Origin of the sequence: Methylobacterium longum, assembly GCF_022179385.1 — a bacterium.
Taxonomy (GTDB): domain Bacteria; phylum Pseudomonadota; class Alphaproteobacteria; order Rhizobiales; family Beijerinckiaceae; genus Methylobacterium; species Methylobacterium longum.
The window spans coordinates 1-15,356 of sequence record NZ_BPQS01000033.1 but is presented as its reverse complement, the minus strand read 5'-3'; the positions used below and the strand labels follow the sequence as shown (position 1 = coordinate 15,356).

Below are 15,356 nucleotides of genomic sequence, written 5' to 3'. Positions count from 1 at the left end.
CGCCGCGTCGGCCCCTCCCCGCGTCGCCAATGCGGTGAAGCGGTCATTCCGGCCGTTCCTCACGTTACCGCGCCGCCGTCGCCGCGTGCGCGGGTTTGAACGCTCCGGTACGACGACGACATGCTGCCGAGAGACTGTTTCAGGCTGCGTGGCGGCTCGATCGCCGCGTGATTTTGATGTTCTGCGGTATGCTGTCGATCAGCCCCTGCACCTCCTGAGATGGACGAGCAGGGCTGTACAGAAAGCCCTGAGCGGAATTGCAGCGTCTCGCCCGTAGGAGCTCCGCCTGCTGCTCGGTCTCGACCCCCTCCACGGTGACGTCGATGCTCAGATCGCGCGCGATCACCATGACCGCCTTGATCACGGCCAGGCACTCGGGCCGGTTGCTCAGGTCGCGCACGAACGCCCGGTCGATCTTGATCTTGTCGACCGGAAATTGAGTCAAGTAGCTGAGCGATGAGTATCCGGTTCCAAAATCGTCGAGCGCGATCCGCACGCCGAGGGAACGCAGTGCCCGAAGATTGTCGAGCACGTGGGTGGTGTTGACCAGGAAGATGGATTCGGTGATCTCGATCTCGAGACGTTGCGGCTGCAAGCCGATCTCGCCGAGGAGCACCTCGACCTCTCGCGAGAAGTCGGGCAGCCGGAAGTGCGACGACGAGATGTTGACCGCGACGCGCATATGACTCGGCCAGTTCAGCGCTTCAGCGCAGGCCTTGCGAAGCGCCCACTGCCCGATCGCAATGACGAAACCGGTGCTCTCGGCGATCGGGATCAGCTCTGCCGGTGAGACAACGCCATGGTCGGTCCGCGTCCACCGCAGCAGCGCCTCGCACCCGACAACCTCTCCATCCTGCAAGTTCACGAGCGGTTGGTAGTGCAGGTCCATCTCGCCGTTGACGAGCCCGGCGCGCATCGCGACATCCAGTTCCCGCCAGCGGTGAACGCGCCGATCGAGATCGATATCGAACCTGCGCCACCGGCCTTTCCCGGCCTCCTTCGCGCTGTAGAGCGCGAGGTCAGCCTTGCGCAACAGATCCTCGGTGCTCATCGCATCCTGCGGCGCGTGCGCGATGCCGACGCTGACCCCGATCTCGGCCCGCATGCCGTCGATGGTGTAGGGCGCACACAGAGCCGCGACGACCGCTTCGGCCAGCGCCTCCGCCTCCGCCGGCCTCCGTCCGCGATGCACGATCGCGAACTCGTCGCCGCCGAGCCGGAACACCTGCGCCTCCGCCCCGACGGTGGAGCGCAGGCGTTCGGCGACCTGCTGCAGGAGAAGGTCTCCGGTGCCGTGACCGGCCCTGTCGTTGACGGCCTTGAATCCGTCCAGGTCCAGATAGAGGAGGCTGGCCGGCGCGGCCTGCGGGTCCGAGACCGCGGCGGCGCAGGCGATCGAGGTGACCTCATGAAACGCGACCCGGTTGGATAGTCCGGTGAGGGCGTCGCGCGTGGCCAGATAGGCGATGTGGGCCTCAGCCTCCCGGCTCTCCGTCACATCGGAACCGACACCCCGGAAGCCGGCGAAGCTGCCGCTCTGATCGTGGAACGGCTTGCCACAGAGCCTGAACCAGCGGGAACCGCTGGGCGTCTTGATCTCGGCGAGATGGTCGTGGAAGAGCCGAGCTTGTCGCAGGTGCTCGAGGATGTCCTCGGTCTGATCGGCGTCGCTCCGGGCCTCAATGCCTTGTCGTAGCACCACTTCGATTGACGATTGCTGGAGCGCTTCGACCGTGCAGCCGAGCGCTTCGGCAACACGCGGTGAGACGTGCTGGAACGTCCCCCACTCGTTAGTCTCCCAGAGCCAGTCGCTCGTGTTCTCCTCGAACTCATTGAGCAGCAGGCCGATGGTCTCACCCTGATCCTGCACCCGGACGCGGTCGAGGATGCGCTCGCGGGACAGGCGGCTCATGCGGGTCACGCTGAGCGCAACGAAGGTCGAGTAGACCAGGAGCAGGAGTGAGATGCTCAGCGCGATCGGCTCCCCGCAGCGCGCCAGCCCGAAGAAGCTGCCGAGAATGACCGGGACTGCGAAGAGGAAGGAGACCGACAGGAGCGGGCCGATGACATAGACATCTGAGATCAGGCCGGCCGCGATGGCGACAACCAGCAACCGCTCGTTGCTGTCCGCAGGGGCGAACAGCATTACGGGCATGGTCGCCCAGGCCAATCCCAAGACGAGGGCGAGGAGGCCGGCGACCCTGTAGCCGCGCGAGACGCCTTCCTCCGAAACCGCGTCCGCGTAGGCGCGACGGTAGAGCCTATTCGTATGGATCGTCGCCGCGATCGTGACCGCGATCACTGCGAGCAGGCCGACAAGATAGCTCTTCGGCGCCGAGTTCCAGAAGAACCATGTGACTGCTCCCGCTATGATCAGGTGCGTCACGGCCGAGTAGTTCGCCAGCTTCAAGGTCTCATCGAGGAGGCCGGCGCGCACCTGCAGGCGATACCGGGCCGGCAAGCCCTCGACCGTGTCCAGATGGCGGACGCTGGCGAGGAGCGAGGTGGTTTTTCCAGCCAGTTGGTCAGGTGCTCCGATTTTGCCGCGTCTTTCGCGAAGACGTTCAAAGGGCATGACGCGGAACAATCTTCATTGGCATGCCGCCCTTCGGGCGGAGCGTGACGCGAAACTGTGAGGGCGGCATCTCAGCCTTCGCAGGTACGAAGCGGAACGCCGGCAGGAGGGTGGCGAGAATCACGAGGCATTCCGTCAACGCCAGGCCCATGCCGATGCAGACGCGCGGCCCGGCCCCGAACGGCAGGAACGCGTAGCGATCGCGCGAAGCCGCCGCCCCTGGGGCGAAGCGGTCGGGATCGAACATCTGCGGCCTGTTCCAGAGCAGCTCATGGCGGTGAACCGCATAGATCGGGACATGGACCGACTCGCCGGCCCGCACGATTCTGTCTCCCAGGCGGATGTCTGCCGTCGCGCGTCGGACGATCAAGGGCGCCGGTGGATACAGGCGCAGCACCTCCAGCACGACCTGCCGCGTATAGGCGAGCCGGTCGGCAGCATCGGGATCGACGGCGGGATCCTGGTCGAGGCCGGAGATCTCTGCCAGCACGCGCTGCTCGATCTGCGGATGCTCCGCCAACATCCGCAACGTCCAGGTGAGCGCGAGCGCCGTGGTCTCGTGGCCAGCGGCCACGAAGGTCAGCAGATTGTCGACAAGGCTCTCGTCCGACAGAGCTTGGCCCGTCTCGGGATCCTGCGCTTGCAGGAGCAGGCCGAGAAGATCCGTGCCCGGCTCCCCCCGTTCGCGGCGGCGCGCGACCGTTCGAGCCACCTCGCTGCGCAGATAGCGCGCTGCCGCGGCGCCCGCTCGCGCGCCCGGATGGGGGGTCCAGTCGGGGGCATTCAGCATGCCCAGCGCGATCTTCCAAGTGGTCTGACCGAGGTAGGTGTCGATCGCCCGCCCGAAAGGCTCGACCTTCAGTTGGCTGTCCCCGGACACCATCGTCGCCACGATGACGTCGAAGGTCGTCCGCATCATCTCCGGCAGGATATCGCGTTCCCCAAAAGCCGATCCTTCCCTCAGCCACCGCTCGCGCGTGTCCTGTGCAGCCTGGGCGATGACCGGCACGAAGCCGCGCACGCGGTCGGGCCGGAACATCGGGGCCGATGTTCTGCGCTGTCCCCGCCAGTGAGATCCGTCGGCAGTCAGGATGCCGGATCCGAGGGCGGGCCCGAGCGCGCGGAGCATGAAGGATTCGCGCTCCAGCGCGCCGGCGTGATCGACCAGCAAGCTGTGGATGTGGCGCGGATCACAGACGTAGGTCGTCCGACTGCCCAGAAAGCGCGTTGTGACGAGCGGCTGTGAGTAGACGTCGTCCGGCCACGCCTCGATCAGGCTGCGCAGCATCGTGGCGAGCACGGACGGCAGCGCGATCGCTTCGGCGAAAGCTTCCCGGAACGGGATCCCGCCCGGCTCACAGACCCTGAACGTGCCTACGGATGTCATGCGGCAAACCTCACCGGCCCAGCATCCACGCCTGACGTTAAGTTTCTACAACTTTGCCTGGTTGAAGCGTGTCATAACATCGGATCTGCTGTTCGAATCAGGTCGATCCTTAAGGAGATATCACCAAACAGCCAAACGTATGTTGCTAGTGGCTCATGTCCAAGCTCGTGCGCCCCGATCTGAAGTTTCGCGAAGACAGGGGCAGCAGCCTCTGCCCGATGATAATCGTCGACCGCACTATTTCTGGACCGGACTCTCCGCTTTGGGCTCACTCCGGCCGCAAGCTCTGCGCTGCTCCCCAGGCGCTTCGTGGTCCAAATCAGTCAAGGGGATGCGCATCTGGAGGAGGCCTGCGCAACGGATCCCAGCGGGCGCACAGGGTAGCTTCACCATGCTTGTCCGATCCGTCCCCGTTGCAGGGCCCCGCTCTGACGCATGGCTTCCGGTCCCGGACGAGGACGGACGGATGGGAACGAAGCGGCCCGAGCCGGGGGACGGTGTCGCCAAGCGGCGACCGGTGGATGGGCTGGTCACGTAAGGCCAGCGCTCGACAAGCCATGCCAGTCCGCGCGCCTCCTGCTGCGGCGGCTAGTTCCTGGGGAACGAGCGAACGTCCGCCGAGATGCATCGATCAGCCCTCGATGGGAAGGCCGGTTTACGGCACCGATCCGATGGCCTTGGAGGCGCGTGGCAAGCCGATCGCCAGCGGTAGAGCGAGCACGCAGAGGATTGCCATGGCCCAGAACGCACCCGGGCCGAGGCGGCCATAGAGCGCCCCCCGGCCGCCGTGATCACCGCTGAGGCAATGCCGAGTCCCAGCGTGCCGTAGAGGGTTTGAGCGGTGGCGGAGAGGCGTTCCGGCACGGTCGCGGTGATCAGGTGCATGGCGGCGAGGTGCAGGAGCGCGAATGTCAGTCCATGCAGCGGCTGAATCAGGACCAGCACGGGGACGGAGGCGGTGGTGGCCATCGCCGACCAGCGCAGCGCGCCGAGCCCTGCGGCAAGGAGCGCGGCGCGGGCGACGCCCAGACGCTCCAGCAGCCAGGGACCGGCGAGCACGAAGACGAGCACCTCCGACGCGACCGCCTCCGACCAGAGCAGACTGATCGTGCCCGGCCCGATGCCGGCCTCGCGCCACCGGATCACCGCGAAGCCGTCGTTCAGCGCGTGACTGCCGATGACGAGCGCGGCCACGAGGAGCATACGCCGGAACGGCGCCAGGGCCAGGAGTTCGCGGATGCCGCCACGGCCGAGGCTCGGCGTCACATCGCGTGGAGGAGCCGCCGGGACACGGGCCGCCGCGATCGCCATGACGAGGAACAGGACGCCGCTCGACACGATGATGCTCGCCAGCCCGGCTTGAGCGACGAGCAGCCCCGAGGACAGGGTCCCGAGCACGAACGCCGCCGAGCCGGCGCCGCGGACCCAGCCGTAGGAGAAGGTGCCCTCCCGCTCAGCGGCGGAGAGCGCGAGGGCGTCGGCCAGCGGTGCCAAGGCCGCGATGGCGCTGGCGTGCAGCACGCTCACCCCCAGCAGGGGCCAGAAGCCGAAGCCCGCGAGGTAGGCGAAGGAGATCAGCCCCGCCGCCGCGGCCGCCGTCGCGAGGACGGCCCGGGCGGCGTCGTAGCGGTCCGCGAGATGACCGGCGATGGGGCCTGCGCCGAGGCGCATCAGAGTCCCGGCCGCGAGCGCGATTCCGATCTCGCCCGGCGTCAGGCCCCGCTCGCCGAGGAAGCTCGGCAGGAACGGCGACTCCGTGCCGTAGGCGGCGTAAAGCGCGCCCTGCAGCAGCACGAAGGCCGGGAAGGAGCCCGTCAGGGCTCGGGCCAACGCATTCGAGGTGCTCGGTTCAGGCCGCGCATCCATGCCATCCGCTCCCGGACCGTCATACCGGCTCGGCAGACGCCTCCTCAGTGTGACCCGTGTGCTGTTCCTTGCCCAGAAACCGTCGGCCGACCATCCACACGAGGAGGCCGGCGCCGGCGACGCTCGCGAGGGCGAGGAAGGACGCCGCGAAGCCGAGGTACTGCGCGACGAGACCGGCCAGCAGCGGGCTCACGGTCGCACCCGCGCCGTAGGCGGTCATGACACCGCCGAGCCCGGCATTGGCGTGGCCCGTGCCCTCCATCATCTCGGCCACGAGGGCCGGGATGGCGACGCCGCCGAGCCCCATCGCCAAGCCTTCGAGTATCTGGACCGGGATGACCAGCAACCAGGATGTCGCGAACGCCGCGAGGATGCCGCGGGCCACGACGAGCCCGAGGGCGATGGAGAGGACATTGGCGTGCCCGTGCCCCTTCGCGACGCGGGCGGCGAGGAGCGCGGCTCCGACCATCGTGGCCTGCGCGACGACGGTCATGACGCCGGTGGTCAGGCTCGGGTCCGCGCCGGCCGCGGTGCGCGCCTGCGCCAGGAACGGCAGCATGGCGCCGTTCGCGGTCTGGTAGGCGAAGACAGTGCCCGCCAGGATCAGCAACGGCTTGGTTCCGAACAGAACGCGCAGCGTCGAGCGCTCATCCTGCGCGCCGCCCCGCGCCGTGCCGTGGTCAATGCTGCCCTTGTCGATGGTGAACAGGACGCCGCACGAGGCGACCGCCATGACCACGATGGCGATGGACACGTAGCCCAGCCCCAGCGTGTAGCCGAGCACGCCCGACAACGCGGCATTGGCGGCGTTGCCGGCGTGGTTGAACGCCTCGTTGCGCGAGACCCGGTGTCCGTAAGCCTTCTGCCCGACGATGCCGAGCGTGACGGCCGCGACCAGCGGGGCGATGCTGGTGTCGGCAACGCCGATGAGGAGTTGCGACAGGCCGATCAGCCAGAGGCTGTTCGTAGACACCAAGCCGACCGCGCCCATGGCGATGGCGAGGACGGCGGCCGCCAGGGCGGCACGCTTGTACGCCGTCCGGTCGATCAGCGCGCCGACCGGCGTCGTGGCGAGGAGGCCAGCGAAGCCCGCGAGGCCCATGGCGAAGCCGGTGGCGGCCGGGTCAAATCCTTGTTTCTGCAAGTACACGCCGAGAAACGGCCCGAAGCCCTCGCGCGCGCCGGCCAGGGCGAAGTTCAAGGCACCGAGGCTGGCGGCTGGCTGCATGGAGTTCGGTCTCCGGTCCGTGTGTGCGATGTCGCAGCCCCAGGTAGTGGCGCAGCGTCGCCCTACGTTGTTCTCGGGTCGCCGACAGTCGCGATGCGACCGGTCGGAGATGTGCACGTTGTCCGATACTGTACAATTGGTGCTCTCCCGCGAAGTCGGGAGCGGGGCAGCTCAGGTCCTACAGGCTGTTGTAGCCATCCCAGCCTGCAACGAAGCTGAGCGTATTGAGACTTGCCTGCGGGCCCTCGATCAGCAGGAAGACCTCCGGGGAAGCGGACTGGGGATCGTGCTGTTCCTCAACAATTGTACGGACGGCACCGCCCACGTGGTCGCAGCCCTGCGGCCGACGCTGGGCGTGCCGATCCATATCGTCGAGCGCATCTTCGCGGGCGCGAATGCCGGCTGGGCCCGGCGGGAGGCCATGGAGGCGGCAGCCGCGTGGCTGGAGGAGAGCGGCACACCGGACGGCGTGATCCTGACAACGGACGCGGATAGCCGGGTGCCGGCTGACTGGGTCGCCCGCAACCTCGACGCCATCAGGGCCGGAGCCGACGCCGTGGCCGGCAAGATCGCCCTCGACGCGACGGATGCCGCGCGCCTTCCCGCCGCCCTGCACGCGCGCGGGGCGCTGGAGGGTCGTTACGAGACGCTGCTCACTGAGATCGAGGCGCGGCTCAACCCTCTCGCGCATGATCCGTGGCCGCGGCACTGGACGACCTCGGGTGCCACGCTCGCGGTTCGTCACGCCACCTACCGGCAGGTCGGCGGCATGCCGCCGCTCGCGGTTGGCGAGGACAAGGCCTTCGTCTCGTCGCTGCTGTCGAGTGACGCGCGGGTGCGGCACGATCCGGATATCCTCGTCGTCACCTCCGGCCGGCTCGACGGGCGGGCGCCGGGCGGCGCAGCGGACACGATGAAGCTGCGCTGCGCGGTGCCGGAGAGCCCGTGCGACCCGCGCCTTGAGCCACTGCCGCGTGCGCTGTTCCGGTTCGCTTGGCGCCGTCGACTTCGGCACCTCTCCGTGTCCGGGCGATTGACGCACACACGGCATTGGGCGCCGTGGCTCGGCATCCGGGCGGGCGACGCGCAGGCCATCGTCCGGCTGCCTGCGTTCGGAGCTGTCCTGGCCGCGGTGGAGTTCACGAGCCCTCACCTCGTCTATCGGCCGCTTCGCCCGCGGGAGCTTCCGAAGCACATCCGCCTTGCGAGCTTGGTCCTGTTCCTGATGCGGGGGACGGAAAACCTCCTCCGCGGTGGTGCATCCAAGAACGCGCGTGCCGTGGGTCGGTTGGGCGCGACGTCGGTCGAGGGGCCCGGCAATGCCTGATGGCGGCGGCTTGATCTACCGCGTGCAGAAGCACGCCGCCCGCCGGTTGCACTACGATTTCCGCCTGGAACTCGGCGGCGTCCTCAAGAGCTGGGCGGTGACGCGCGGACCGAGTCTCATCGCGGGCGAGCGTCGTTTGGCGGTCGCGGTCGAGGACCATGGCATGGATTACGCCGACTTCGAGGGCGTGATCGCACCGGGCAGCTACGGGGCCGGCGTCGTGCTGCTGTGGGACCGCGGCACCTGGGAACCGGACGGCAACCCCGCTGCGGCGCTCGCATCGGGATCGCTCGCCTTCACGCTGCACGGCGAGAAGCTGGCCGGCCGGTGGCGCCTCATGCGGATGAAACCTCGGCCCCGCGAACGGCATGTCTCCTGGCTCCTGATCAAGTCTCAGGACGCGGCGGCGCGCCAGCCCGGAGCGCCGGACATCCTGGACGAGCGACCGCGCTCGGTTGCGACCGGTCGCACGGCCGAGGAGATTGCCGCCGCAGCGGCCTGACAGGAGGAAGGCACATGGACCAGAGGACGCCATCCAAGCTGGCCTACGATGCCGTCATGGCGGCGCGTGAGGTCGCCGCGACGTCCGCGACGCGGGCGGAAGCCGAGGATCGTGACGGCGGCTTCCCGGCCGACGATGTCGCCGACCTCGCCCGTTTGGGCCTGCTCGCCGCACCGGTGCCTTCGGCTGAAGGCGGCATGGGCCTCGGCGAAGAGCCGGGGGCAGGCGAACTCGCGGACGTCCTGCGCGTGGTCGGCTACGGCAGCCTCGCTCTGGGCCGCCTATACGAGGGCCACGTCAACGCGGTCCAGCTCGTCGCCCGATACGGTACCCCCGCTCAACGAACACGGCTGTTCGCGGACGCTCAGAAGGGGCACTTGTTCGGCGTCTGGAACACCGACCCACCCGGCGATTGCCTGAAGCTGGGAGAGGATGGTCGGCTCCGCGGCGTGAAATCCTTCGCCTCTGGGGCGGGCTTCGTCACCCGCGCCCTGGTGACCGTCAAGCGTGAGCCGGGCACACCGCCGCTGATGCTCGTCGTGCCCTTGAGCCCCGGGAGCCGCGCCGACCTGACGGCTTGGCGGGTCCACGGGATGCGGGCGTCCGCCACCGGCACGGTCGACTTCGAGGGCATCGCCATCACGCAGGACGAGATCCTGGGCGGATGGGACGACTACCACCGGCAGCCCGCCTTCTCGGGCGGGGCATGGCGGTTCGCAGCGGTACAGCTCGGGGGCATCGAGGCCGTGTTCGATGCTTGGCGGGGCCACCTCTCGGCGACCGGCCGAGGTGACGACCCGCACCAGCTCGCGCGCTTCGGCGAGGGCGCCATCGCGGTTCAAGGCGCCCGACAATGGGTGGAACGCGCAGCCTTGACCGTCACGGAGGACGCTCTCGCACCGGAGCGCGTGGTCGCTTTCGTCAACTTGGCGAGATTGGCCGTCGAGAAAGCCGGCCTCGAAGTGCTGCAGCTCGCCCAGCGTTCGGTCGGCCTGCAGGGCTTCCTGCGCGAACACCCGCTGGAGCGGCTCTCCCGCGACCTCGCCACCTACCTGCGTCAGCCCGCACCAGATCGGGCCCTCACGACTGCGGCGGCCGAGATCCTGGGAGCCGGCGGCAGCGCCGGCGACCTCTTCGAGGGGTGGGACGCACGATGAACCGGCACACCGCCTCCCTGCCGCCGAGCTACTTCGACGAGCGCTACACCGCCGATCCCGATCCCTGGCAGTTCGCCACCAGCGCCTACGAGCACGCCAAGTACGCCGCCACGCTCGACGCGCTGCCGCGAGACCGATACGCCTCAGCCCTGGAAGTCGGCTGCTCCATCGGGGTGCTGACCGAGAGGCTGGCTCAGCGCTGCGACGCCCTCGTCAGCCTCGATCTGTCGGAACTCGCCCTGGCGCAGGCGCGCGACCGGTGCCGTAGCCTGCCGCATGTCCGCTTCGAGATCGCGCAGGTGCCGGGACAATGGCCGCCGGGCTTGTTCGACCTGATCGTACTGTCGGAGGTGGTCTACTACCTCGACGCCGGCGACGTGACGCGGCTGGTGGAGCGTGTCCGGACGAGCCTGAAGCCGGGTGGGGTCGTCGTGCTGGTGCACTGGACGGGGGAGACGCACTACCCGCTTTCCGGCGATGAGGCGGCCGAGTATTTCATCCACGATGCCGGAACCTTCTTGTACGTCACCCACCAAGGCAGGGATGACAAGTATCGGCTCGACGTCTTGGTGCAATCAGGGAGTTGCGACTGACGGACTTCTGAAAGGCAGCGAAAGGCCGCGCCTCAGATTTGAATGCGTGGAGCGGGATGGCGGCCATCGGCCACGGAAGGAGCCCCGCACCCCTTTCTCGGGCGCCGTCGACGAGTGCGGTCGGTTATCGGTGCTCAAGGCTCAGTCGCCTACATCTCGACCTGTGTTCCAAGCTCGACGACGCGGGGCGGCGGGATGCGGTAGTAGTCCGGTGAGCGCACGGCGTTTCTGGCCATGAAGGCGTAGAGCGGCTCCTGCCAAGAGCTCAGCTCTGGGCGCAGCGACGGGACCGGCTTCTCCCGCCCGATGAAGAACGAGGCCGTGTCCGGATCGACTCCAACCACGTCGCGATGCAGCCGCAGCGCCGCCATGACATCGGGCTTTTCGGCGAACCCAAACGTCAGCCAGACGAGGCTGAATCCTGATGGCAACGGCTCAACCGTCACGCGTTTCGTCTCAGAAACATGCGGCACGCGCTCCGTCGTCACCTTCAGCATCACGATGCGCTCGTGCACCACGCCATTGTGCCGGACGTTCAGCGCCAGCGCCGCGGGGACGATCTGGGTCTGCTTGGTGAGATAGATGGCAGTGCCGCGCATCCGGATCGGCGCGTCCGGTCCATCGAGCCCGGCGATGAAATCCGTCATCGTGACGGCATCCTTGTCGCGCCGCTCGAACGCGATCTCTCGGCCCTTTCGCCACGTGAGCATCAGCGTCAGCGCTACGCTGCCGACCAGGAGCGGAAACCAGCCCCCGGCCGGGATTTTGTGGACGTTGGCACCGACGAAGGTCAGGTCGAGAATCAAGAACAGGCCGGCCGTCGGAAAGACCAAGTAAGGCGGCCAGCGCCAGAGCCCGTTGGCAACGGTGGTCACCAGGAGCGTGGTCACCATCATGTCGCCAGCGACCGCGATGCCGTAGGCATTGGCGAGCGCGTCCGACGAGCGGAAGCCGAAGACGAGACCCAATACCACGGCGGCCAAGAGCCAGTTGAGCTGCGGCACGTATACCTGTCCGATGGACTCCTCGGAGGTCTGCCGGATCTCGAGCCGAGGAATGGCGCCGAGTTGGATCGCTTGCTGCACCAGAGCGAAAGCCCCGGAGAGGACCGCCTGACTGGCGATCACCGTGGCCAGTGTCGTGAGCCCGACGAAGGGGGCGAGCAGCCAGCCGGGAAACAGCAGGAAGAACGGATTGGCGGCCGCAGCGGGGTCAGTGAGGACCAGGGCTCCCTGGCCGAGGTAGTTGAGCACCAGCGCAGGCAGCACGAAGGCAAACCAGTTGATCCGGATAGCGCCTCGACCGAAGTGGCCCATATCGGCGTAGAGGGCCTCGCCGCCGGTGAGCGCCAGAAAGACCGAGCCGAGCACGGCGAAGGTGCTCGATGCCCCAGAATCGCCGACGTAGGCCAGCGCGTAGCGGGGATCGAGGGCGAGGAGCACGCGCGGCTGCTGCAGGAGGTGATACAGCCCGAACAGCGCCAGGGTCAGGAACCAGGCGGCCATAACGGGGCCGAACAGGAAGCCGACGCGGCCGCTGCCGCGGCTTTGGATCGCGAACAAACCAATCAGAACGACTGCGGCGATGGGCACAACGTAGGGCGTGACGACCGGAGTGACGAGTTGCAGTCCCTCGATCGCGCTCAGGACCGAGATGGCCGGCGTGATCATCGCATCACCGAAGAACAGGGAAGCGCCCGCCAGCCCGATGATGGCCAGGGTTGGCCGCAGTCTCCCCGCCACAGGCAATGCCAGCGACAGGAGCGCCATGGTGCCGCCTTCGCCCTGGTTGTCCGCCCGCATGACGAACACGACGTACTTGAGGGCGACGATGAGGAGGACGGCCCAGAACACCATCGAGAGGACACCGAATACGGTCGCCTCGCCAGCGGTCTCACCGGCAGCCTTCAACGACTCCCGGAAGGCGTAGATCGGGCTCGTGCCGATGTCGCCGAAGACCACCCCGAGCGCCCCCAGGAGCAGGGCAGGTCGCACCGGATGCTTAGCGGCGGCCGGGGTCGAGACAGCGCCGGCGGAGGAGATCATCGGGCTTCCTGTCGGGTGTGGGCCGCTGAGAGGCCGTCTCGGTGTCGAACGCCGAACGAGGCGCATGCCCCAGCAAAGCCCGACCGGCTCCTCCGCACGACACGGTATCGTGCTCGACAGCGGGCGGATCGCTGTTTGCAGTAGAGCTCAGGCGATCGTTGAAGCCAAGGTTCAGTCATCCCGCCTCTCGGGTCCCGCTCGGGGTGGGCGGCTCTGAGACTCGACCCGGGTCGCATCATGTGGACTCGATGGCACCAGCAGGTGTCCAGCGATTCTGGCGAAGGGCGACCCGGCGTCAACGGCTCAGCGCGGCCCCCGCGCGCGAGCATGACGGCCGCACGCACGGGAGGAGGCTGTCCGCTTTCCCGGCGAGACTGCTCCGGAGCGGACCGGCCGCTCCCGGCGAAGTCCGGCCGGCGGTTGTGCGGTTCTCCCAGCGCGCTCGGCGGTTCAAACCGGTAGGGTGGAGCGGATCTGGAGCGCGCGTATGCAAGACATCCCGTTGGGCACGAGGGGCAGCTTCGCCATGCTGGTCCGTCCCCCACATTTGGCAAGCCAGTTCAAGGACAGCACCTTGCCGCCGGTTTTTGCCACACCGATGATGATCCTGATGATGGAGAACGCGGCTCTGAACGCCATCCGCCAGTTCCTCGACCCCGGCGAGAGCGCCATCGGAACGAAGGTCGACGTGAGCCATATGGCGGCGACCCCGGTCGGGCACCGGGTGAGAGCGGAGGCCGAGGTCGTGGGCGTCACGGGACGTCAGATCCAATTCCGCGTTGCGGCCTGGGATGAGGCCGAGCAGATCGGGACTGGGACGCACGAGCGGGTGGTGATCGACCTGAAGCGCCTCGAGAAACGTCTCGCCAACAAGCGGCCCGCCTCATCATAGCGCGTGTGGGTGCCTGCCCGCGTTCGGGGCGGATCCGCTCCGACGCGGGCATGTCCCTCTCGGGCAGAGCCCGCTGGCGTCGAGAGAGCGCCGCAAGTCTCAGTCGGGTGGTCGTTCACCGGTCCGCGCTGGGACGGCAATGGACGGCGATGCAGGGACGCGGACGTCGTCTCCGCTCTCGCTTCGGGCCTTCCCGGGCCTCGATGGTGTTCGCCTGTGACCTGTTCGATCCGGCGCGGCGGATGATCGAGCCGCGCGGGCTACACAGCGTGGTTTCATGCCGGCGATCAGCACGGCGATCGCCGATCGAACGGCGTGTTGCCGGGCTGAGCTGCGTCCACCTTCAGGAAGTCGGAAGCTTAGCGCCGTCCTCGCTGCGCAGATGCAGGTAGGCCGGATCGAACTCCGCCGCCGCCTTCAGCCCCTCCCAGTCCTCCACCGTCAGCCGCCTGCCACGGACTGTGACCAAGCCGGCGGCCTTCAGATCCCGCATCGTGCGGTTCACATGGACCGGTGTGATCCCGAGCGCGTCAGCCAGCTCGGGCTGGGTCATGGGCATTGCGCAGGTTCGTTCAGGGGCCAGCCCGACGGCGTCTAGGCGCGTGATCAGCTCGCAGAACAGGTGGGCCAGGCGCGTGTAGGCCTCGCGGCGTCCGATGTTGAGCATCCATTCACGGACAAGGGCGGCATCGATCAGCGTCGAGCGCCAGAACACCTCCAGCAGCTTCGGTTGCTCCCGGAACAGCACACGAAGCGCGTCGTGCTCCACGAAGCCGATCCGGCTCGGGCTGACGGTCGCGATGCTGTTGTCGAGCACCTTCAGGTGCAGGCTCTGGAGGTCCGGCACGTCCCCGACGACGTGATAGGCCATGACCTGACGCTTGCCTGACGGCGTCGTCTTGTAGGCGGCCACAAAGCCCTCCAGCAGGGCGAAGCAGCGGGACGGCCGGTCGCCCTCGCGCACGATGTCCTGGTAGGCGTCGAAACGCGCCACATGCATGGGCAGGGCGCAAAGCGCGGCCCGCTCCTCCCGCGACAGGGGGAAGAGGGCGATGCTCTCCATCTTGCGCACGAACGGATGCGTGTCGGGCGGGTGAAGCGATCCGGTCATCACGTGCCTGCCCTTCGCGTGAGAACACCATGCTTCGGCGGTCAGAGCTCAACGTACCGCCGCCCGTCTACGTTGCGGCAGCTCAGGTGCCCGACGATCCAAGACGCGCGCAGATCCAGGCTTGCGCCTCGTCGATGTCGGCGAAGGTCGGACCCGAGATGTCGGTGACCCGGCCGAACCCGGCTTCCAGGAACCACTTCCCGGCATCCGTCTCATGCAGGTCGGAGAGTCGAACCAGGATCGCGACCAGAAACCCCTCGTGGAACACGAGCTGGCTCTCCTGGTCCTCGCTGCCCGTGGCAACCTGCACGGGCTGAAGCTGCAGGCTCATGCAGCATCCCTCCCGCCCAGATGCAGGTAGTTGGGCTTGAACTCGGCCAGGGTCTCCAAGCCGGCCAGATCCAGGATCCGCAGCTGCCGCCCGGACAGCGCGATCAGCCCCCGCTGCTTCAGGCTTCCGAGCGTGCGGTTGACGTGCACGCTGGTCAGGCCGGTCGTGTCGGCCAGATCCTCCTGGGTGATCGGCAAGGCGTAGCCGTCGCCGGCCGTCCGGCCGACCGCACGCAGCCGCAGCAAGAGCTCACACATGAGGTGCGCGATGCGCTCCTCGGCGGAGCGGCGGCCGACATTGACCAGCCACTCGCGCAGGGTCGCCTCGTCCACCAGCGTGGCG

At 67.9% G+C, this 15,356-nt stretch carries 13 protein-coding genes; 5 read left to right on the top strand and 8 right to left on the bottom strand.

Going from position 1 to position 15,356, the window contains the following annotated elements; all coding sequences use genetic code 11:
* Positions 1 to 139: 139 nt before the first annotated feature.
* The 4 genes from MFF58_RS22240 to MFF58_RS22225 form a co-directional block, all read right to left on the bottom strand.
* Positions 140 to 2,575 carry a putative bifunctional diguanylate cyclase/phosphodiesterase gene (locus MFF58_RS22240; protein WP_238291158.1) on the bottom strand — a complete coding sequence of 812 codons (2,436 nt, stop codon included), beginning with the start codon at positions 2,573 to 2,575 and terminating at the stop codon, positions 140 to 142.
* Positions 2,565 to 3,962 (bottom strand): cytochrome P450, encoded by a 1,398-nt coding sequence (locus MFF58_RS22235; RefSeq protein ID WP_243987641.1) that lies wholly within the window; start codon positions 3,960 to 3,962, stop codon positions 2,565 to 2,567. The genes MFF58_RS22240 and MFF58_RS22235 overlap by 11 nt, the downstream gene beginning before the upstream one ends.
* A 588-nt stretch (positions 3,963 to 4,550) precedes the next feature.
* Positions 4,551 to 5,828, bottom strand: a complete 1,278-nt coding sequence (locus MFF58_RS22230) for an MFS transporter (RefSeq protein ID WP_308445471.1) — start codon at positions 5,826 to 5,828, stop codon at positions 4,551 to 4,553.
* Between the two features lie 19 nt (positions 5,829 to 5,847).
* Positions 5,848 to 7,056, bottom strand: coding sequence for an MFS transporter (locus tag MFF58_RS22225; RefSeq protein ID WP_238291156.1), 1,209 nt, complete (start codon positions 7,054 to 7,056; stop codon positions 5,848 to 5,850).
* On the opposite strand from MFF58_RS22225, the gene MFF58_RS22220 reads away from it, so the two are divergent.
* From MFF58_RS22220 to MFF58_RS22205, 4 genes are read left to right on the top strand one after another with little or no spacing between them, the layout of a single operon-like run.
* Positions 7,055 to 8,383, top strand: coding sequence for a glycosyltransferase family 2 protein (locus MFF58_RS22220; RefSeq protein WP_238291155.1), 1,329 nt, complete (start codon positions 7,055 to 7,057; stop codon positions 8,381 to 8,383). The two genes, MFF58_RS22225 and MFF58_RS22220, sit on opposite strands and share 2 nt — an antisense overlap.
* A complete protein-coding gene (locus MFF58_RS22215) occupies positions 8,376 to 8,885 on the top strand; it encodes a DNA polymerase ligase N-terminal domain-containing protein (RefSeq protein ID WP_373323373.1) in 510 nt (169 codons plus the stop codon). Before MFF58_RS22220 ends, MFF58_RS22215 begins: the two co-directional genes overlap by 8 nt.
* A gap of 14 nt (positions 8,886 to 8,899) precedes the next feature.
* Entirely contained in the window at positions 8,900 to 10,042 is a 1,143-nt protein-coding gene (locus MFF58_RS22210) for an acyl-CoA dehydrogenase family protein (RefSeq protein WP_238291154.1), read from the top strand.
* The gene (locus MFF58_RS22205; protein WP_238291153.1) at positions 10,039 to 10,635 is read left to right on the top strand and encodes a class I SAM-dependent DNA methyltransferase; all 597 of its coding nucleotides are present in this window, start codon (positions 10,039 to 10,041) and stop codon (positions 10,633 to 10,635) included. Before MFF58_RS22210 ends, MFF58_RS22205 begins: the two co-directional genes overlap by 4 nt.
* A 149-nt stretch (positions 10,636 to 10,784) precedes the next feature.
* On the opposite strand, the gene MFF58_RS22200 is transcribed toward MFF58_RS22205, so the two are convergent.
* A complete protein-coding gene (locus MFF58_RS22200; RefSeq protein WP_238291152.1) occupies positions 10,785 to 12,680 on the bottom strand; it encodes a potassium transporter Kup in 1,896 nt (631 codons plus the stop codon).
* A gap of 487 nt (positions 12,681 to 13,167) precedes the next feature.
* Here MFF58_RS22200 and MFF58_RS22195 point away from each other — a divergent pair, with 487 nt between their 5' ends.
* Positions 13,168 to 13,572 (top strand): thioesterase family protein, encoded by a 405-nt coding sequence (locus MFF58_RS22195; protein WP_238291151.1) that lies wholly within the window; start codon positions 13,168 to 13,170, stop codon positions 13,570 to 13,572.
* Between the two features lie 343 nt (positions 13,573 to 13,915).
* On the opposite strand, the gene MFF58_RS22190 is transcribed toward MFF58_RS22195, so the two are convergent.
* The 3 genes from MFF58_RS22190 to MFF58_RS22180 form a co-directional block, all read right to left on the bottom strand.
* A complete protein-coding gene (locus MFF58_RS22190; RefSeq protein WP_238291150.1) occupies positions 13,916 to 14,683 on the bottom strand; it encodes a Crp/Fnr family transcriptional regulator in 768 nt (255 codons plus the stop codon).
* An 82-nt stretch (positions 14,684 to 14,765) separates the two neighbouring features.
* Positions 14,766 to 15,014 (bottom strand): hypothetical protein, encoded by a 249-nt coding sequence (locus MFF58_RS22185; RefSeq protein ID WP_238291149.1) that lies wholly within the window; start codon positions 15,012 to 15,014, stop codon positions 14,766 to 14,768.
* Positions 15,011 to 15,356: Crp/Fnr family transcriptional regulator (locus tag MFF58_RS22180; RefSeq protein ID WP_238291148.1), on the bottom strand; the 346-nt coding region annotated here is incomplete at its 5' end. The genes MFF58_RS22185 and MFF58_RS22180, both read right to left, overlap by 4 nt.